The sequence below is a fragment of the Amorphoplanes digitatis genome, from assembly GCF_014205335.1.
In the GTDB taxonomy this organism is placed as follows: domain Bacteria; phylum Actinomycetota; class Actinomycetes; order Mycobacteriales; family Micromonosporaceae; genus Actinoplanes; species Actinoplanes digitatus.
The window spans coordinates 8,520,068-8,540,100 of the sequence record NZ_JACHNH010000001.1 but is presented as its reverse complement, the minus strand read 5'-3'; the positions used below and the strand labels follow the sequence as shown (position 1 = coordinate 8,540,100).

Annotated in this window: 12 protein-coding genes and 1 riboswitch; of the genes, 9 read left to right on the top strand and 3 right to left on the bottom strand. The window is 69.8% G+C overall.

All coding sequences use genetic code 11. From position 1 onward, the window contains the following. Window positions 1-294 precede the first annotated feature (294 nt). The 3 genes from BJ971_RS37805 to BJ971_RS37795 all read left to right on the top strand — a co-directional run bounded on the left by BJ971_RS37805 (window position 295) and on the right by BJ971_RS37795 (window position 9,820). Window positions 295-3,177, top strand: a complete 2,883-nt coding sequence (locus tag BJ971_RS37805; RefSeq protein ID WP_203709419.1) for a LamG-like jellyroll fold domain-containing protein — start codon at window positions 295-297, stop codon at window positions 3,175-3,177. 146 nt (window positions 3,178-3,323) lie between these two features. Next, a complete protein-coding gene (locus tag BJ971_RS42425; RefSeq protein WP_184998083.1) occupies window positions 3,324-9,548 on the top strand; it encodes an RHS repeat-associated core domain-containing protein in 6,225 nt (2,074 codons plus the stop codon). A gap of 2 nt (window positions 9,549-9,550) precedes the next feature. Then, window positions 9,551-9,820 (top strand): S1 RNA-binding domain-containing protein, encoded by a 270-nt coding sequence (locus tag BJ971_RS37795; RefSeq protein WP_184998082.1) that lies wholly within the window; start codon window positions 9,551-9,553, stop codon window positions 9,818-9,820. A 52-nt stretch (window positions 9,821-9,872) separates the two neighbouring features. Here the strand turns inward: BJ971_RS37795 and BJ971_RS37790 are convergent, their stop codons facing one another. Continuing rightward, complete coding sequence (locus BJ971_RS37790; RefSeq protein WP_184998081.1) at window positions 9,873-12,104, bottom strand: metallophosphoesterase family protein; 2,232 nt, start codon at window positions 12,102-12,104, stop codon at window positions 9,873-9,875. 199 nt (window positions 12,105-12,303) lie between these two features. Here BJ971_RS37790 and BJ971_RS37785 point away from each other — a divergent pair, with 199 nt between their 5' ends. The 4 genes from BJ971_RS37785 (at window position 12,304) to BJ971_RS37770 (ending at window position 15,891) form a co-directional block, all read left to right on the top strand. Beyond that, window positions 12,304-12,858 (top strand): SLATT domain-containing protein, encoded by a 555-nt coding sequence (locus tag BJ971_RS37785; protein WP_184998080.1) that lies wholly within the window; start codon window positions 12,304-12,306, stop codon window positions 12,856-12,858. Window positions 12,859-12,944: 86 nt separating this feature from the next. After that, window positions 12,945-13,008: riboswitch (cobalamin riboswitch) on the top strand. Window positions 13,009-13,118: 110 nt separating this feature from the next. Further along, window positions 13,119-14,039: an ABC transporter substrate-binding protein gene (locus BJ971_RS37780; RefSeq protein WP_184998079.1), complete on the top strand. Its 921-nt coding sequence runs from the start codon at window positions 13,119-13,121 to the stop codon at window positions 14,037-14,039. A 53-nt stretch (window positions 14,040-14,092) separates the two neighbouring features. Next, window positions 14,093-15,133 (top strand): FecCD family ABC transporter permease, encoded by a 1,041-nt coding sequence (locus BJ971_RS37775; RefSeq protein ID WP_184998078.1) that lies wholly within the window; start codon window positions 14,093-14,095, stop codon window positions 15,131-15,133. After that, window positions 15,130-15,891 (top strand): ABC transporter ATP-binding protein, encoded by a 762-nt coding sequence (locus BJ971_RS37770; RefSeq protein WP_184998077.1) that lies wholly within the window; start codon window positions 15,130-15,132, stop codon window positions 15,889-15,891. The genes BJ971_RS37775 and BJ971_RS37770 overlap by 4 nt, the downstream gene beginning before the upstream one ends. Here BJ971_RS37770 and BJ971_RS37765 read toward each other — a convergent pair. Continuing rightward, complete coding sequence (locus BJ971_RS37765) at window positions 15,888-16,655, bottom strand: VOC family protein (protein ID WP_184998076.1); 768 nt, start codon at window positions 16,653-16,655, stop codon at window positions 15,888-15,890. The genes BJ971_RS37770 and BJ971_RS37765 overlap by 4 nt on opposite strands. 126 nt (window positions 16,656-16,781) lie before the next feature. On the opposite strand from BJ971_RS37765, the gene BJ971_RS37760 reads away from it, so the two are divergent. Further along, window positions 16,782-17,207: a GNAT family N-acetyltransferase gene (locus tag BJ971_RS37760; RefSeq protein WP_239087577.1), complete on the top strand. Its 426-nt coding sequence runs from the start codon at window positions 16,782-16,784 to the stop codon at window positions 17,205-17,207. Window positions 17,208-17,210: 3 nt separating this feature from the next. On the opposite strand, the gene BJ971_RS37755 is transcribed toward BJ971_RS37760, so the two are convergent. Next, window positions 17,211-19,235 (bottom strand): HelD family protein, encoded by a 2,025-nt coding sequence (locus BJ971_RS37755; protein WP_184998075.1) that lies wholly within the window; start codon window positions 19,233-19,235, stop codon window positions 17,211-17,213. Between the two features lie 180 nt (window positions 19,236-19,415). On the opposite strand from BJ971_RS37755, the gene BJ971_RS37750 reads away from it, so the two are divergent. Further along, on the top strand, window positions 19,416-19,994 hold the full coding sequence (locus BJ971_RS37750; protein WP_184998074.1) for an ArsR/SmtB family transcription factor: 579 nt from the start codon (window positions 19,416-19,418) through the stop codon (window positions 19,992-19,994). The last annotated feature ends 39 nt before the right edge of the window (window positions 19,995-20,033 follow it).

Sequence of the window (20,033 nt, the reverse complement as noted above, 5' to 3'; positions counted from 1 at the left end):
TCGGGCTGATTCAAGATCTTAGATCAGTCGCGCCGGCCTGGCTTCGGACTTTCGGCGGACCGGGCACGTCGCATCACATGCATAACTGCCTGTCAATGTGTCGGGTCCGACAGAACTCCTGGGCCAACGGGTGCCGCGCGGGACAGCGAAATGTCTGAGCGTCGATATATCTTCAGCGCGCTTGATCATTCCTAGCACCTGACGGGGGCCTTCGTGCTGTCTGATCCTGAGCTTCGGCGTGCCATGCGCCGGGGCTCCATCTCTTTGGTACTCGCGGTCGGCCTTCTGGCGCCGTTGAATTTCGCCGGTCCCGTGCTCGCGGCACCGCCGGTCACGAAGGACGAGTCGGTGCCGCCGGCGCCATTGACGCCGGCCGAGCAGGCGAGCGCGCAGGCGCGGTCTTCCGGACAGCGGGTCGAAGTGGTTGCGGAGCGCACCGAGAACGAACTCGTGTTCGCGAATCCGAGCGGCACGTTCACGAGCGAGACAACGGTCGGTCCGCAGCGAGTCGAGCAGGCTGACGGGTCCTGGGTCGATGTCGATCCGACGCTGTACCGGCGCCCGGACGGGTCGATCGGCCCGAAGGCCTCGACCGTGGAACTGTCCTTCGCCGGTGCCGGATCGACGGATCTGGTCCGTTTCGGCGACGACGGAAAGTCGATGATCATCGGCTGGCCGCAGCCGTTGAAGGCGCCGACGCTTGACGGTCCGGTGGCGACCTACCCGGAGGTCCTGCCCGGCGTCGATCTGAAGATGCGTGCGACGACCGTCGGCTACTCGTACGTGATGGTGGTGAAGAACGGCGAGGCCGAGACGATCTCGAACCTGGCTCGCCTGAGGCTGACGGTGCGCGGCGAGGGCGTCGATGTTCGCGAGGGCGCCAATGGTGGCCTGGACGCGATCGACGCCACCGGCGCGACGATCTTCTCCGGCGCCGAGCCGACGATGTGGGACTCGACGCGGCCGGCGAGCCCGGCGCCAGCCAAGATCCAAGGCGGCCGGAGCGCCGCGCGCGAGGCGACGGACCCCGCCCAGCCGGCTCCGGTGCAGGGACCGACGTCGGGCGACATCACCGCCGCGCCGGCACCCTCCAGCAAGGTGGCGGAGGTCGGGTTGTCGTTGACCGGCGACGGCGCGCTGACCCTGGTGCCGGACGCCGAGATGCTGAAGAACCCCGAGACCACGTACCCGGTCTACATCGATCCGGACGCGTCGGCGACGATCAAGAAGTCCGACTGGACGTACGTGTCGAGCGACTTCCCGAGCACCGAGTACCACAATTTCGACGACGACAAAGGCATGGGCCGCTGCTCGAACTGGGGTGGCTATCTGTGCGACTCCAACCCTTACACCAACCGGATGTACTTCAAGTTCAAGCCGGTCGAGAAGGACTGGAACGAGCGGGTCGTCAAGGACGTGACGTTCCGCGCGTACGAGACGTGGTCGTTTTCCTGCACGGCGAGCTGGGTCAATCTGCGGCACGTGAACGCCGCCGAGGTGGATTCGGCAACGAACTGGAACAACCGCCCGGACAAGGGCAACAGTGCCGACCTGATGGTCGACCGCAAGGTCGCCTATGGGCGCGGCAGCTCGTGTGACCCCGATGCGCCGCCGTCGTTCGTCGAGTTCTCCGACAACAAGGAGGAGACGAACGAGAACCTCACGAACACGGTCAAGGCGAAGCTGGCGGCCGGTGCCGAGTTCGCGTTCTCACTGACCGCGGCGGACGAGACCGACGGCAACAGCTGGAAGCGGTTCAACGGCTCCAAGTCGACGCTGGTGGTCGAGTACAACACCCGGCCGGGCAAGCCGTACGGCGAGAAGACCATCGACCCGAACATGCCCTGCGTCGCCGGCGCGAACCGCCCGTTCCTGTGGAACGACCAGCCCACGCTTGTCGTCAACGCGAAGGACCCGGACAGCGAGAACATCAGCGTCAACTTCGCGCTGACCGACACGGCGACGGCGAAGACGTACGAGGCCAAGATCGGCCCGAAGGCGCACACCGACGGCAACGGCAAGGCGGTCGACTTCAAGGTGAACGCCGGAGCGCCCCTGGTGCACGGTCACACCTACAAGTGGCACGCCCGGAGCAACGACGGCAAGCTGGACAGCCTGTCGTTCTCGGACTGGTGTGAGTACTCCGCGGACGGCGAACGTCCCGACGCCGTGCCGGCCGTGTCGTCGACCGACTTCCCCACCGACGCCGCGAACAAGAAGCCGGGTGAGCTGGGCAAGGTCGTTTTCTCGGCCAACGGGAACTCGGACTCGGTGTACGGCAACGACGTCGCGTACTACGAGTGGGCGATCGGCAACGACAACCCGACGAACAAGGCCGTCCCGGCGACGCTCGGCGGCGACGCCGAGGCCACGAACGTGTCGGCCGTCGCGTTCGGCCCGAACGTGCTCTATGCCCGGAGCGTCGATCGCGCGGGCAACCGTAGCGAGCTGACCCGATACGTGTTCCGGGCGGTGCGCCCCTGCGAGGACCCGGCCGCCGACGCGTGCGCGGCCGCCGCCTACCCGCTCGACGAGACGGCCGGCACCACCGCGGCGGACGGCTCCGGCAAGGGGCGCACGCTGACCCTCACCGGTGTGGATCACGTCGCGGGTCAGCGCCAGGCGACCGAGCCGACCGACGGAGCGATCCGCTTCACCGGTGGCGCCGACTTCGCGACGGCGTCCTCGGTGGTGGACACGCGCAGTGGCTTCACCGTGATGGCGTGGGTGCGGCCGTCCGCGCTGGCCTCCGACATGACGGTTCTGTCCCAGGTCGGCACCTACGGGAGCGGCTTCGACCTGGGCTACTCGTCCGCGCTGAAGCGCTGGACGTTCGGCCGGCACAAGTCCGACAAGACCGGCCTGGCCGCGGGTGACCTCGTGCAGGCCGTCGACGGGGCCGTCGAGCCGCCGGTGGCGGGCGAGTGGACCCAGGTGGTCGGCATGTTCAACCCGGGCAACAACAAGATGTCCATCTATGTCGACGGCCAGGAGCGCGGCACCGCCGTTTACACCGGCTCGGTGTGGAACGCCGCCGGTGGTCTCCAGGTGGGCCGGACCCGGCTGAACGACAAGTGGGTCGGGTTCCTGAGCGGTGATGTCGACGACGTACGGGTGTTCCCCGGCACGTTGGACCCGGCGGACATCGACGACCTCTGGCGCAAGAGCCGCCCGTAACAGGCGAAAACAAACCTATGTGGAAGGACTCTGTGGTGCGAACTGCGCGGGGGAGAGGCCGATTCCGATCGAGCCTGGCGCTGGGACTCGCGACCGTCATGGTGGCGACGTTTGGATGGGCGGCGCCGTCACGGGCGGAAGGGCCGGTGGACGAGGAGGCGCGCGAGGCCCGGCGTCCGAAGACGGAACAGATGGCGTCCGTGCCGGTCGCCGCCGGAAAGATGGAGGCGAGCCTCCCGGATCCGGCCGACGGCCCGCCGGAGAAGGTGGACTGGCCGGACCCGGCGGTGGCCACGGTCAAGGCGCAGGCGCCCGGCGGTACCGCGGCCAAGGTCGCGCCCGCCGCGGCGACCGGGGAGCCGGGTGGCCTGCCGATCAAGGTCACCGCGCCGCAGACGCCGAGCACGATCCGCGTCGAGGTGCTGGACCGTGCGACGACCGAGAAGGCCGGCGTCGACGGCGTGTTGTTGTCGGTCACCCGCGCCGACAGCACGACGGCCGCCGTCGGCGTCGATCTTGAGCTCAACTACGCCGCCTTCGCGCACGCGTACGGCGGTGACTGGGCGAGCCGGTTGCGTGTCAACAGCCTGCCGGCGTGTGCCCTGACGACCCCGGACGTTCCGGAGTGCCGGACCGGCACCGCGCTGGACACCCGCAACGACCTCGAGGGTGAGAGCCTGGTCGCCCGGGTGTCCGCGCCTCCGGCGCCCGCGTTGAAGTCGAAGGCGTCCACCGCGTCGGCGCTGTCGGCGGCCGCGTCGGCCGGCACGGTGGGGCTGCTGTCGGTGTCGGCCGGGGCCAGCGGTGGCTCGGGCAGCTACGCCGCGACCTCGCTGGCGCCGTCCGGCAGCTGGCAGAACTCGGGTAACACCGGCGGCTTCTCCTGGAGCTATCCGCTGCGCGTGCCCCCGGCTCTCGCCGGACCGTCGCCGCAGCTGGCGTTCGGGTACTCGTCGGCGAGCGTCGACGGCCGGACCGGTTCGACGAACAACCAGCCGTCGATCGTCGGCGAGGGCTTCGACATGTCGGTCGGGTTCATCGAGCGGTCGTTCAAGTCGTGCAACGACGACGGCCACGACGAGGCCGGCGAGCAGAAGTACGACCTCTGCTATGTCTCGGACAACGCGACGATGTCGTTCGCGGGCCGCAGCGGCGAGCTGGTGAAGAAGTCGGGTAACGAGTGGCGGCTGAAGTCGGACGACGGTACCCGGATCACCAAGGAGACCGGCGGCTTCAACGACGACAACAACGACGAGTACTGGCTGGTCACCACGACGGAGGGCACCCGGTACTACTTCGGAAAGGGCAAGCGGAGCGCCGCCGACGCCGAGAACACGAACTCGTCGTGGGAGGTGCCGGTCTACGGCGATGACAAGGACGAGCCCTGCCACCAGGACACGTTCAAGGAATCGCGCTGCAAGCAGACCTGGCGCTGGAATCTCGACTACGTGGTCGACACGCACGGCAACTCCATGACCTATTACTGGGGCACGGAGACCAACCGTTACGGCGCGAACCGCGACGACGTCTCGGTGTCCTACGACCGTGGTGGATACCTCAAGCGCATCGAGTACGGCGAGCGCGCGGGCGCGGAGAACGACACGAAGGCCCCCGCGCAGGTCGTCTTCTCCGTCGCCGAGCGCTGCAAGGGCGCCGACGAGGACTGCGAGGCCGGCGACCTGAAGAAGGACACGGCGACCCGCTGGCCGGACGTGCCGTTCGACCAGATCTGCACCGACGACGAGTCGTGCGAGGAGCAGTGGTCGCCGACGTTCTTCACGCGCAAGCGGCTGAGCACGGTCACCACGCAGGTGCTCGGCAAGGACGGCGGCTACGACAACGTCGACGTCTGGTCCCTTGACCACTCGTACCCGGACCCGGCCGACGCGTCGACGGCGAGCCTGTGGCTGGACTCGATCACTCACATCGGCAAGGGCTCCGGCTCCTCGATCACGCTGCCGAAGACCGTGTTCCAGAGCATCGCGCTGGAGAACCGCGTCGACCGCGACGGTGACGACCGGCTGCCGTTCAAGAAGTTCCGGATCCGGGCCATTCAGTCCGAGTCGGGTGGCATCACGTCGGTGAACTACACGTCCGCCGAGTGCACGCCGGCCGAGGTGAAGACGCTGGACCCGGCCACGAACAGCCGCCCGTGCTACCCCTCCTTCTGGTCCAAGGAGGGCCAGATCGGCGAGAAGGAGGACTGGTTCCACAAGTACCTCGTCGAATCGGTGGTCGAGGACGACCGCACCGGCAACAGCGTCGACAAGGTCACCAGGTACGAGTATCTGGGCGGTGCGGCCTGGCACTACGACGACAGCGAGATCGCGAAGGCCAAGAGCAAGACGTGGGGTCAGTTCCGCGGATACAAGACGGTCCGGACCATCACCGGCGCGACCGGATCCGCGCAGCTGCGCACCGAGTCGACCTACCTGCGCGGCATGAACAACGACCGGGAGAGCAAGGACGGCGGCAAGAAGTCGGTCTCGGTGACCGCGACCGACGGCACCGAGGTCACCGATCACGATCGCTATCAGGGCTTCCTGCTGGAGCAGCGCACCTTCGACGGCGTCAGCGGACCCGAGGTCAACGGGCTGGTCAACACACCCTGGCTGTCCGAGCCGACCGCGACCGAGGGCTCCGACGAGGCGCTGCTGCTGAGCATCGGCAAGACCACCTCCCGTACGGCGTTGGACGGCGGCAGGGTGCGCCGGACGTCCGTCGCGCACGAGTACGACGGCTACGGGATGCTGAAGTGGTCGAGCGACGCCGGTGATCTGGATGTCGCCGACGACCAGGCGTGCACGCGGTACTGGTACAACCGCAACACCGACAAGACCATTCTGACCCTGGTCTCCCGGGTGCAGACGGTGGCGGTGGCGTGCGACAGAACGCCCGCCATGCCGGCGGATTCGATCTCCGACGTGCTGACGTACTACGACAAGGGCGCGTTCGAGGACACCCCGAGCAAGGGCGACGTCACCCGGACCGATCAGCTGGAGTCGTTCGCCGGGTCGTCGCCGCGATACCTCAAGGTCGCCGAGACCACCTATGACGCCTACGGGCGCCTGCGGTTCTCCTACGACGCCGACATGAACGAGACCGAGACCGCGTACACCCCGGCCTCGGGTGGCCCGGTGACCGGCATGAAGGTCACCGACCCGGCCGGGTTGTCCACCACGACCACGGTCGACCCCGCCTGGGGCCTGGTCACCCAGACCAAGGACGCCAACGGGCAGCGCACGCTGCTCAGGTACGACGCGCTGGGCCGCCTGAACAAGGTGTGGCTGGCCGGCCGCACCGACGCGGATGTGCCGGACATCGAGCACACGTACAACATCCGCGTCGACGGTCCGGTGGCGGTGACGACGAAGACGCTGACGCCGAACGACGGCGTGCGCACGACCCACCAGCTCTACGACGGGCTGTTGCGGTCGTTGCAGTCGCAGTCACCGACCCCCAACCTGGGCCGGATCATCAAGAGCACCACCTACGACTCGCGTGGTCTGGCGATCGCACAGGTCGGGCCGTTCTACAACAAGGACGCGCCGGACACGAACTTCGCGGACACGTCGAAGTCCGCCGAGGGTGTGCCGACGGCGACGGAGACGGAGTACGACGCGGTCGGCCGTACCCGGGCGGAGATCTTCAAGGTCGCGGGCACGGAGAAGTGGCGCACCTCGACGAGCTATCACGGCGACCACACCGACGTCATCCCGCCGAAGGGCGAGACGCCGTTCAGCAGCTACACCAATGCACAGGGCAAGACCACGAAGCTGCTGGAGTTCAAGGGCGCCACCCCGTCCGGTGACGCCGACACCACGCTGTACGCCTATGACAAGGCCGACCGGCTGTCACAGGTGACGGACGCCTCCGGCAACGTCTGGAAGTACGGTTACGACCTGCTCGGACGCAGGACGAGCACGCAGGACCCGGACGCGGGCGAGACGACCACCAAGTACAACAAGCTCGACCAGGTGGAGACCGCGACCGACGGGCGTGGCCGCACGCTGGGCTACAGCTACGACGTCCTGGGCCGCCCGACGCTGCTCGAAGAGGTGCCCGCCACCCCGGGAGCGGCCCGCATCAAGCTGGCGTCGTGGACGTACGACACGGCGATCATGGGCAAGGGCCAGGTCGCCACCTCCACCCGGCACGTCGGCACCAGCGAGTACAAGTCGGCGGTGAGCGAGTACGACGTCGCGGGCCGGCCGAAGAAGACCACGGTCACCATTCCCGCGGTCGAGAACAAGCTGGCCGGGACTTACACGTTCGGTTCGACCTACAACGTCGACGGCTCGCCGGACGAGGCGTCGGTTCCCGCCGCCGGTGACCTGCCCGCCGAGACGGTCCGCACCGGGTACAACGCGTTCGGGTTGCCGTCGTTCACGTCCGGGACCACCGGCTACGTGCGCTCGACGAGCTACTCCAACCTCGGCGAGCCGCTGCAACTGACGCTGGGCACCAGCAGTGCTAGCAAGCAGACCTGGCTGACGTACGGGTACGAGGCCGGCACCCGCCGGATGAACAACGTGATGGTCGACCGGGAGATCGTCACCGGCAACGACGCCAACGTGACGTACGCGTACGACTCGGCGGGCAACATCCTGTCCATCGCGGACAAGCCGACGACGTCCGGTGCGAAGGCGGACGTGCAGTGCTTCCAGTACGACTATCTGCGCCGCCTGAAGGAGGCCTGGGCACAGGGCACCGACTGCGCCGCGGCGCCCTCGGTCGCGGTGCTGGGCGGCGCGGCGCCGTACTGGCAGAGCTTCGCCTACAACGCGGCCGGCGACCGTACCGAGGAGGTCAACCACCGGACGACCGCCGCCGGCGTGGACGTGAAGAAGGTCTACAAGCCGTACGGCGCCGGTAAGAAGCCGGCCCACGCGGTGGAGCGCACCGAGACGACGACGTCGGGCTCCACGGCGACGGCCGTCGACACGTTCGGCTACGACCTCAGCGGTAACACCACCAAGCGGGCGCTGGCCGGCAAGGACGCCGAGGAATACCGATGGGATGCCGAGGGCCGCCTCTCCGAGGTGCTCAAGGCGGGCAAGACCACCGCGTCGTTCCTGTACGACGCGGCCGGGAGCCGGCTCATCCGCCGGGACCTGGTCAACAAGTCGGTCACGCTCTACCTCGACGGCACCGAGATCAAGCTCGACACCAGCAACGCGGACGTCACGAAGCAGACGACCACCGCGTGCCGCTACTACGGCCACAACGGCCAGGTCGTCGCGGTACGGACGAAGGCGGGCGTCACCTGGCTGGCCGGTGGCCAGAACGGCACCGCCGAGATCGCCGTCAACGCCGCGGACTCGAAGATCATCCAACGGCGCACGCTGCCGTTCGGCGGCGTCCGGGGCAGCGCCGGGACCTGGCCGGGTGAGAAGGGCTTCGTCGGCGGCACGCTGGACGCGGTCACCGGCCTCACCCACATCGGCGCCCGCGAGTACGACCCGGCGACGGGCCGATTCCTGTCGGTCGACCCGGTCATCGACTTCGGTGATCCTCAGCAGCTGAACGCGTACGCCTACGGCCGGAACAACCCGTTCGCCTACCCCGACCCGACCGGCATGTGGTGGGGCTGGAGCAACGTCGGTCACCTGGCGCTGGACGTCGTCGGCCTGGTGCCGGTCTTCGGTGAGGTCGCCGACGGCATCAACGGTTGCTGGTATCTGGCCGAGGGCAACTACGTCGACGCGGGTCTGTCGTTCGCCTCGATGATCCCGGTCGCCGGGTACGGGGCCTCTGCCGCCAAGGGCCTGAAGTACGCCGACGAGGCCGTCGACGCGATCGATGTCGCCGTGGACACGGTCAAGGCGGCCGACAAGGCGAAGGACGCGACGACGGCGGCGAAGAACATCGTCCCGCCGTCCACCCCGAAGCCGCGGCCGCCGCCGAAGCCCGCGCCGCCGGCCAAGCCGAAGGACCCGCCGAAGGCAGCCAAGGACACGTCACCCGGCAAGCCGGACGCCGGGAAGCCGGACAAGCCGAAGAAGGGCGACGAGGGCGACGACCCGGACTTCGTCGAGATCTACAAGGCGCCGGCCAAGGGCGCCACCAAAAAGATCAAGGACAACGGGTTCCAGCCCGCCGACTATCCGGGCACGCCGGGAGCGCCGCAGGGCATGCCGGACGGCAGCGCGTACTTCGGTATGGGCAACTACGGCAAGAAGATCGCGGAGAGCTACCGTGGCCGGGCCGGGTACGACGGATCCCTGATGCGCATCCGGATTCCCAAGGCGGAATTCGAGAAGTTCTTCCGGGAGAACGTGGGCAATTACGACGGTATCCTCGACGCCGAGGTCGCGATTCCGAAGACGAAGTTCGACATTCTCAACAGATACAAACCGGAATGGTTGTGATCATGTCCGAACCCGAGGAGCAGGCGCTCATCGGCACGCTGATGCACGGCACCGTGACCGCGGTGTTCCCGTGGGGGATCGTGGTGGATCTCGGCGCCGGCCGCGTCGGGCTGATCGACGTGCTCTACGTGGACGACGACGATGACTATCAGGTGGGCCAGCAGGTCTCGGCGTACCTGACAGTCATCAACCAGAAGCGGGAGTACCGGCTGCGGCCTCCGGGGCAGGTGCCCGTCGTCGACCGGTTGAGAGCCGCCGGACTCGACGTGTAGGGCAGGAACAGCGGGAGTGGCCGGTCGCGACGGGGAACGTCGCGGCCGGCCACTATGCGCTGCGCCCCCGTTCGGCTTCGGGCGGCCGGTCCCGCACCAGATGCGGGTGATCCGGGCTCAGCAGGATGCGGTTCACCGTGCTCAGCAGGCGGGCGACGAGCGGCTGCACCTCCCGTCGCCACTCCTCGTGCGTACGTTTGTAGTCCGTCTTGCTCTGCATCTTCGTCGCGAAGTCGACGTTGTGCTGATGCATCTGCTTCAGGCAGCTGATGATGACATCGACCCGGTCCTCGGTGCCGATGGCCTGCGAGACGTTCTCGATCACCTCGGCCAGGGCGCGCAGCCCGAACGTCGCGACCGGATCGCCGTCGACGGTCGCGGTGAGCCCGGGCTTCCAGTCGTTGACGACCGCGGACCACTGGTCGACGAACGCCTCGCGGCCGGGCAGATCGCGGGCGCAGACGGACAGCGCGAGCCGGACCAGTTCGCCGGGCTGCTCGTCCGCGACCTGGTCGATCCGCGGCACGGCGACCCTCGGCACCTTCTCCGCGACCACCGGCATCGCCGTCACGGTGGTGATCTCGCCGGGGACGTAGTGCGAGTCGAAGCCCCGCAGTTCCAGGAGCATCCGTTCCTGCAACATCGCCAGCTCGGCCACGTTTATCGCCCACCAGTAGTGCATCTCCTGCTTGCGGAAGTAGGCGACCACCCCGAGCTTCTCGCCGGTGACCACGAACTGCGCCAGGCAGAAGGCCGGGTAGCGATGGTCCTGCCCGTCGGCGTGGTCCCGCAACGGGTCGAGCAGGATCACGAGCGCCTTACCGCTGGCCGGGTCCCGGGACAGGGTCTCCGCCGCGGCGCTGAGCTGATCCCGTGTTCCGCCGAAGTTGTAGATGCGCGAGCCGTGGTTGAACGGCATGCCGCGGATCGGCGTCTGCCGCTGCCACAAGCCGGTCATCCGCTCGAACCAGTCGTCGTTGTCGTCGGCGCGGCCGAGCGGCAGGTGCGGGTAGGACGCCGGCCGGGTCAGCGCGGACTGGCCGTCGGTGAACCGGCAGATCAGCGGGGACCGGGGCGGGACGCGGCCCTTCACGTAAAGGTCGATGAGCTGTTCGTGCACGTCCTGGGCGGTGGTCCCGACGATCTCCCCGGTCTCGGACGGCTCGTCGTTGGCGATCCGGAACGACTGGCTGCGGAACGCGCCAACCTTGAGCGGGATGCCGCTGCGGGTCGCCGGCACGCTCTCCATCGTCACGCGGCGGGCCGCCCGGTGCGCGGCGTCGATGGTGAGCAGCTTCGCGACCTCGCCGCCGTGTGACTGGCCGAGCCCGATGGTGCCGGCCGAGCACACCAGCAGCTTGCGGATCTCGCTGTTGAGCCCCAGGAGGTTGGGGCGGTAGCGGTCGGCGTACATGTGCTCGACGTGCTTGTGGCCGTGCAGCAGCAGGTCGATGTCGTTGCCGGCCAGGAAGTCACGCACCTCGCCGAGGTTGGTGAGTGACTCGAACGGCTTCACCTCCTCGTCGGGGCTCAACGGCAGCAACTGGTGGTGCATGACGGCGATGCGCACGGCCCCGGGTGGCGCGTCCCTGCGCAGCGCGTCCGAGGCGTGCCGCTGCTGGTGCGGCCCGAGGCGAGCGACGTCGAAGCGGCCCCGCAGCCGCCAGTCGTCCAGGATGATCCGCAGCTGCGGGTCCATGTCGGCGCGGCCGGACAGCGCGTCGTACGCGGCCCGGACCTCGGGCGGTACCTCCATCTCGACGCCGCAGTGGTTGGCCGTGTTCAGCCCGACGAGGATGAAGCTCTCGTCGTCGGCGAGCACCGTCGGCGGTACCGGTGGCGGGTGGTGCATCTCGCCGTACTGGTCGAAGTCGACGCCCTCGAGCAGCGGGGTGCGGTAGCCGTGCTCTCGGAGGGTGAGGAACTGCTCGTAGCGCTCCTCGCTGGAGGGCGCGGTGTACCACCGGACGTCGTGGTTGCCCGGCACGATGAGGATCTTGTCGGGCTCGGGCAGGACGCGGCCCAGCTCGGCGAGGGTGCGGGGGAGCAGTCCGAAGCCGTCGGCGCGGCCCTGATAGGTGACGTCGCCGCTGACCACGACCGCGTCGAGCCGGCGGCGCCCGCTCTCGAGTGCGCGGCCGAGTTCACGCAGCGTCGTCCGGATCAGCTCGGTCCGGCGTACCCGATCGTGAAGTGGAATGACGTTGATCTTGTGGTCGCCGACCGTTTCGCGATCGTCGGGCGGAGATAGATGCAGGTCGGAGAGGTGAAGGATGAAGCTCATGTCACCCTCCGAGTTCGTCTATTCGCTTTCCGTGCAGACAATCGTAGAGTTTGCACAGAGTAGGCGCCAGTACACGGAAGGTTGCCTAAGACGCCTATCTTGTCACGGGTGAGGTTGACGTGAGTCAATCCCTGATGGGAAGGGGTGGTGCCGGATGGCGAACCGTCGCAAGCGGGATCTGCAACCCGGAGAAATGCCGGTGCCGACAGTGGATGAATGGCGGGACCCCGCGGCGACATTGGAACGGCTACGCGCCTGGGCCGAGGCGAACGCCGCCGAGGCGCGCGACTGGTACCTGCGGGACAAGGCGAGCAAGCGGGTCGGCTCCCGGGCGCTGCGGGCGCTCGCCATCCTCTTCGCGATCGTCGGCGGCGTCGCGCCGCTGCTGGCCGCCACCGAGGGCCGGAGCGCGAACTGGGGCTACGTCATGCTGGCGCTCGCCGCGGGGTGCGTGGCGTTCGATCACTTCTTCGGGTTGTCGTCGGGCTGGATGCGCGACATCACGACGGCCCGCGCGCTGGAACGCCGGCTGGGGAAGTTCCGCTTCGCCTGGACCACGGTGAACGCGGACGCCGCGTTCGGCGTGGACGTGATCACGGCCAAGGCCGGCCTGGACCTGATCGAGCAGTTCGTCTCCGACGTCGCCGACCTGATCGACGGCGAGACTGCCGAATGGCTCACCGAGTTCCGGGCCAACATCACCAACTTCGCGGCGCACGAGGCCCAGATCTCGGCCGGCGGGGACCGCTCGTGAGCAGGTGATCTTAGTATCTCTTCAGGCCTCGATCCGCTGTCCGCTGGGACCGTGAGCTAGTTTCGTCTCGACCGCGTCGCAGCGAAGCCGGTGTGATTCCGGCGCTGTCCCGCAACTGTGAGCCCCCGCGTGGCCGGGGGCGAAGCCAGGTCGCCTGGGCGCCGGTCGCGATTCAGCGCTCTCGGGGAGGGGCGCCTCGCGGGCCGGTTTCCCCCTCCGGTCGGCGAAGCACTTCAGCCTCGGCCGACAGGAGGACCAGAATGAAACGTATGTTGACGGCTGCCGTCGCGGCGACCGCCCTGCTGCTCGGCGGGTGCGCGGGCGGAACCGACGAACCCGCCGCCACCGCGCCCAGCGGTAGCGCGGCATACCCCGTGACCGCCGGCGGCGTCACCCTGGAGCGCCGGCCCGAGCGGATCGTGTCGCTGGCGCCCACGGCGACCGAGATGCTGTTCGCGATCGGCGCCGGGCCGCAGGTCACGGCCGTCGACGACCAGTCGACCTATCCGGCGGACGCGCCGAAGAGCGAGCTGTCCGGTTTCAAGCCGAACGCCGAGGCCATCGCGGCCAAGAACCCCGACCTGGTGGTCCTCTCGGACGACCTCAACAAGATCGTCGACCAGCTCACCAAGCTCAAGATCCCGGTGCTGCTGGCGCCCGCCGCCAAGACCCTCGACGACACCTACCGGCAGATCGACGAGCTGGGCGCGCTGACCGGCAACGGCGACGAGGCGGCGGCGCTCACGGAGCGCATGCGCACCCAGATCGACAAGATCGTCAAGTCGGTGCCGGCCAGGAGCGCGCCGCTCAGCTACTACTACGAGCTCGACCCGACGCTCTACTCGGTCACCTCGAGCACGTTCATCGGCTCGATCTTCTCGATGTTCGGGCTGAAGAACGTGGCGGACCCCGCCGACCCGGACGGCGCCAAGAGCGGCTATCCGCAGCTGTCCCCGGAGGCCCTGATCAAGGCGAATCCGGACCTGATCTTCCTGGCCGACACCAACTGCTGCAAGCAGTCGCCCGCGACGGTCAAGGCCCGCACGGGCTGGTCGGCGATCACGGCGGTGCAGAAGGACCAGATCGTGGCGCTGGACGACGACATCGCGTCGCGGTGGGGACCGCGCGTCGTGGATCTCGTGCAGTCGGTGGCCGATTCGGTGGCCAAGGTCCCGTCGTGACCGCAGGGCGGCCGGCCGCCCCATCGCTACCGGATACCGGCGGCCCGGCGCGGATGAGACCCGCCGGGCTGCGGGCCGGATGGTTCGCCGGCGGCGTCGTCGCCGTCCTGTTCGCGCTGGTGGCGGGCATCGCCTTCGGGCCGGTCAGCCTGCCGCCGGCCGGTGTCGCGGCCGAGCTGCTCAATCTCCTGCCCGGCGTGCGGATCGACAGCGGCCTCAACGCGCGCGAGGTCGCCATCATCACCGAGCTCCGCCTGCCGCGCGTCGTGCTCGGCCTGCTCGTCGGCGCGATGCTCGCCCTCGCCGGCGCCGCGTACCAGGGTGTCTTCCGCAACCCGCTTGCCGACCCGCACCTGCTTGGCGTCGCCGCCGGTGCCGGGCTCGGCGTGACGGCCGTGATCGCCTTCCGCTCGGGTACCGGCGACGCCACGGCGAACCTGCCGATGAGCGTGCCCCTTGCCGCGTTCGTCGGCGCGATCGCCGCCGTCGCCCTGACCTGGCTGCTCGGCGCCGCCGGCGGCCGGGCGCGGGGGCCGGCCACGCTGATCCTCGCCGGCGTCGCCGTCTCCGCCTTCCTCGCCGCGGCGCAGACCTACCTGATGCAGCAGCACGTCGACACGCTGCGCGAGGTGTACTCGTGGCTGCTCGGCCGGCTGGCCACCGCCGGCTGGCACGACGTGCTGCTGGTGCTCCCGTACGCGGCGGTGACGGGTGCGATCGTGCTCTCGCAGCGCCGCGAGCTCGACGTGCTGACCGTCGGCGACGAGGAGGCGGCCAGCCTCGGGCTGCATCCGCAGCGCAGCCGGTACCTGCTGATCGTCGCGGCCTCGCTGGGCACGGCCGCCGCGGTCTCCGTGTCGGGGCTGATCGGCTTTGTGGGCATCATCGTGCCGCACACCCTGCGGCTGCTGGCCGGGCCGAGCTACCGGTCGATCCTGCCGCTGTCGGTGCTGTTCGGCGCGGCCTTCCTCGCGCTGACCGACCTGGTGGCGCGCACGGTGGCGAGCCCGAACGAGCTACCCATCGGGGTGGTGACGGCGTTCTTCGGCGCACCGTTCTTCGCGGTCGTCCTCCGGAAGAGCAGGACGTCATGATCACCGTTCGCGGGCTGCGGGTGCTGCTCGGCGGCACCGTCATCGTCGACGGCCTCGATCTCGATGTCGCCGACGGGGAGTGGGTCACGATCATCGGGCCCAACGGGGCCGGCAAGTCCACCGCGCTGCGGGCCATCGGCGGCCTGCTGCCGTTCCACGGCGACATCAGCCTCGGCGGCACCGCCCTCGATCGGCTGCCGCGCCGGGAGCGGGCCCGCACGGTCGCCACCGTCGCGCAGTCGCCCGTCGTGCCGCCCGGGATGCTGGTCTTCGACTACGTGCTGCTCGGCCGCACCCCGTACGTGCCGGCGCTGGGCCGGGAGTCCGCCTCCGATCTCGCCGCGGTCGACGAGGCGCTGGTCGCGCTCGACCTGGTCGACATGCGGGCCCGGCGGCTCGACACGCTCTCCGGCGGCGAGCGGCAGCGCGTCTTCCTCGCCCGGGCGCTCGCGCAGGGCGCACGGACCCTGCTCCTCGACGAGCCGACCAGCGCCCTCGACATCGGCCACCAGCAGGAGGTGCTCGACCTGGTCGACCGGCTGCGTGGCGAGCGGGGCCTCACCGTACTGGCGACAATGCACGACCTGTCGATCGCCGGCGAGTACGCCGACCGCATGGTGCTGCTGGACGGCGGCCGGGTGGTCGCCGCCGGCACCGCCCGGGAGGTGCTGACCCAGGAACTGCTCGCCAAGCACTACCGCGTACGCGTCAAGGTGATCGACGGCGAGCAGGGACCCCTGGTGGTGCCGGTCCGCTAGGCGTTGGCGCCCTGCAGGATCGAGAAGGTGCCGCCCTGCGGGTCGGTCAGCACCGCGTAGCAGCCGATCGGCAGGCTGGTCGGCGGTTGCACGACGCTGCCGCCCAGCGCCTGCGCGTACGCCGCCGAGTCGGCGCAGTCGGCCACCGCGAAGTAGATCATCCAATGTGGTGGGAGATCGTCCGGCCACTCGTCGCCGTCCATCGGACGAATCCCGGCGATCGGCTGCCCGCCGAGCTCCCACACGATGTACGGCGTTCCGTCGCCCATCGCGCTCTCGCGGGCCACCCAGCCGAACACGTCGCCGTAGAACGCCGCCGAGCCCTCCACGTCGCGGGTCGTCAGCTCGTTCCAGGTCAGCGCACCGGGCGCGTCGAAGACGTCCGCGCCGCGCATCGTGCCGGACTGCCACACGCTGAACGGCGCGCCGGCCTGGTCCAGGAAGGCCGCCATCCGGCCCTGGTACATCACGTCGAACGGCGCGACGAGGACCTTGCCGCCGGCCGCCTCGACCCGGGCCGCGATCAGGTCCGCGTCGTCGGTCGCGATGTACGTGCTCCAGGCGGTCTGCTGGCCCTCGCCGTACAGCGGTCCGGCGCCGGCCGCGGCGCGGCCGTCGAGGCTGAACGTGGTGTAACCGCCGTACTCCTCGCCCGAGACCTCGGCCTCCCAGCCGAACAGCGCCGAGTAGAAGCGGATGGCGTCACTGAGGTCGGCGGTTCCCAGGTCGACCCAGCTAGGCACACCGGGCGTCGGTGGGTTCATGACCTGCTCCTCGGGGGACTGCGGCAGACGACAGATAGATCGTTGCACCGCAATGCGAGGTACGGCCCGACTGAGTCGGAAGTTCAACTGAAACACCGATCCGAAACAAGACTTAGCATCACGGGCGTGAGTGATCATCTTGTGCTGCGGGCCGCCGGGTCCCGCGAGTTGGCGGCGGTCATGGCGTTCTGGGCGGTCGCCGCCGAGAACGCGGGCCGGCCCGCGGATACCCCGGCGGCCGTCGCGGCGCTGCACCTGCGGGACGCGGACGCCCTGATCCTGGCCGTCGAGGGGGACAGGATCGTCGGCACGGTCATCGTCGGCTGGGACGGCTGGCGCTGCCACCTGTACCGCCTGGCCGTGCACCCGGACCGGCGCCGTGTGGGCATCGGCCGGGCCCTGATCGCGGCGGCGGAGGACCGCGCCCGGGCGCTGGGTGCCACCCGGATGGACGCGATGGTCCTCGACGACAACGAGCAGGCGCACCGCAGCTGGGCGGCCGCCGGGTATCGCCGTCAGGACGAGTGGTCCCGCTGGGTCAAGGCGCTGTAGGAGTCACGGCGCGAGCGGCCCCGGCAGCGGCGCGGCGTGCACGACGGACAGCCGGGACACCGCCCGGGTCAGCACCACGTACAGCCGGTGCAGGCCGCGCGGCTCGGCCGCCACGATCTCGGCCGGCTCCACGACGATGACGTGGTCGTACTCCAGGCCCTTGACGATCGTGGCGGGGACCACCGTCACGCGCGCCTCGGAGTCGACCTCGTCCGGCGTCGCGGCCTCCAGGCCCGCGGCCTCGAGGTGCGCGCGCAGCCGGCCCACCGCCGCGTCCGCCGCGATGACCGCGACCGACCCCTCGTGCTCCAGCGCCGCGGTCACCTCGACCAGCATCGCCGCGTCGACCTCGGATTCGCTGGCCGCGGGCACGATGGCGAGGGTGCCGTCGCGGCGCAGCGACACCGCCTCCGGCACGTCGACGCCGAGCGCCGGCAGCAGCCGGTTGGCGAGCTCCACCACGACCGCGGGCACCCGGAAGCCGACGGTCAGCGGCACCACGACCGCGTCGGGCTTGCCCAGGTGGCCGAGGGTGTCCCGCCAGTCGGCGGCGGCCCACGGCGCCGTGCCCTGCGCCAGGTCGCCGAGCAGGGTGATCGAGCCGTGTTCGCTGCGCCGGGCGATCGCCCGGGCCTGCATCGGGGACAGGTCCTGCGCCTCGTCGACGACCACGTGGCCGAAGCTCGCCTCGCGTTCGAGCAGGCCGGCCGCCTCGTCGATAAGCACCAGGTCGGCCTGGCTGAACTTCGCCGCCTTGACGGTGCGGGGCGCCTTGGCCCAGAGCAGGGCGGCCTGTTCCGCGTCGCTGAGTACGCCCGCCGCCGCCGAGGCCAGCAGCTCGGCGTCGGTGAGCAGCGCGACGACAAGCGCCTCCGGCGTCACGGCCGGCCACGAGGAGTCGAGGAAGTCGCGGACCGGTGCGATCCTGCTCATCCGGCGCAGCCAGGTCTCGCCGGGTGAGTTGCCGGTGCGGTATTCCGACTGCCGTTGCAGCAGGCCGACGACCCGGGCCCGGACCCGTTCGCGGCCGACCGAGTACGGCAGCCCCTCGCGGCGGGCCTCGTCGACGATCCGGCGCAGCGGCTCGGGGTCGATCCGCCAGCGGTACGAGCCGTCCGACACCATGATCGGCTCGACCGGCTTGCCGAGCCGGCCCCACAGCGCCCGGCGCAGCACCTCGGCCATCCGCGGGTCGTGCTTGAGCAGCACCGCGGCCTCGTCGTCGCCGCCGCGCACCGGTGCGCGGGCGATCAGGTCGTCGACCGTGGCCTGCTGCACCTCGACCTCGCCGAGCGCCGGCAGGACCGCCGAGATGTAGGAGAGGAACGCCGTGTTCGGCCCGACGATGAGCACGCCGGAGCGGCGCAGCCGCTCGCGGTGCAGGTAGAGCAGGTACGCGGCCCGGTGCAGCCCGACCGCGGTCTTTCCGGTGCCGGGCGCGCCCTGCACGCAGATCGAGTCCTCGAGCTCGGCGCGGACCAGCTCGTCCTGCTCGGGCTGGATGGTGGCGACGATGTCGCGCATCGGGCCGACGCGGGGCCGCTCGATCTCGGCGGTCAGGATCCGGCTGCTGGTGCCCAGCTCCTCGCCGCGGTCCAGGTGCTCGTCCTCGAAGCTGGTCAGCTCGCCCTTGACGAAGCCGAACCGCCGCCGGGTGGAGACGCCCTGCGGGTCGCGGACGCTGGCCCGGTAGAACGACTGGGAGAGCGGCGCCCGCCAGTCCAGCACCATCGGCTCGCCGGCGTCGTCGGTGACGTGCCGCCGTCCGATGTGGTATTTCGCCTCCTCGATGTCGAGCTTGCCGAAGAAGAGCGGGGTGGACGGGTCGTCGGCCAGTTCGGCGACCCGGCGGCTGAGCGTGCGGCCGAGCGCCTCCGCGCCGTACGGGTCGCCGGCGACGTCCGCGCCGGCGGCGAAGAGGGACTCGGCCCGTCCGCGCATCCGGCCCAGCGCGGCGCGGGACTCCTTGAGATGGGCGCGCTCGGCGTGCAGTTCGTGATCGAGATCGGGTTGGGCAGGCAGCGTCATCCGAGCGACCTTTCGGCATCGGTATCTTTGTTCGGCTGACCTGGGCCGCCCGACTCTCCGGCTGCGGAAGCGGTATCGGCTGTGCCCGGTTGAGGTGCGCGCGGTCCCCGCGGGCGAGCGTTCGATGATACGTGGGAGCCCCCGGCCACGCGAAGTATTTAGGGCGGGATCATGGGTGGCATGGCGGAAGAGCGCGGCAATACGAGGATCACTGACCCACAGGTGATGCGGGCGCTGGCGCATCCCGCCCGGATCGAGATCATGGAACATCTCGCCAGCACCGGCGCCGTGGTCACGGCGACCGAGTGCGCTCGGCTGGTCGGCCTCTCGCCCAGCGCCACCAGCTACCACCTGCGCGAACTGGCCAGGTACGGCCTGGTCGAGCAGGCGCCGAGCCGGGGCGACGGCCGCGAGCGGGTCTGGCGTAGCACGAACCCCGGCCTCAGTATCGAGGGCGACGTGGCCGAGCCGGAGACCCGGGCGGCCGAGAACGCCCTGGTCGACGCGTATCTGACCCGGGACCTGGCCCGGCAGCGGCAGTGGCGGGCTCGCATGCACGAGGAGCCGAGGCGGTGGCGGGAGGCCAGCACGCTGATGAATCAGATGCTGCTGCTCACGGCCGACGAGCTGAGCGAGGTGTCGGTGCGGATTCGCGAGCTCCTGGCGCCGTACGGGCGACGGGACCGGCTGGCGGATCCGCCCGAGGGCGCCCGCACGGTCGCCGTGCACTATGCCGCCTTCCCGGTGGACGCGGAGTGACCCTCCAGGGGTTGCGTGAGCAGATGTGAAGGAATACCT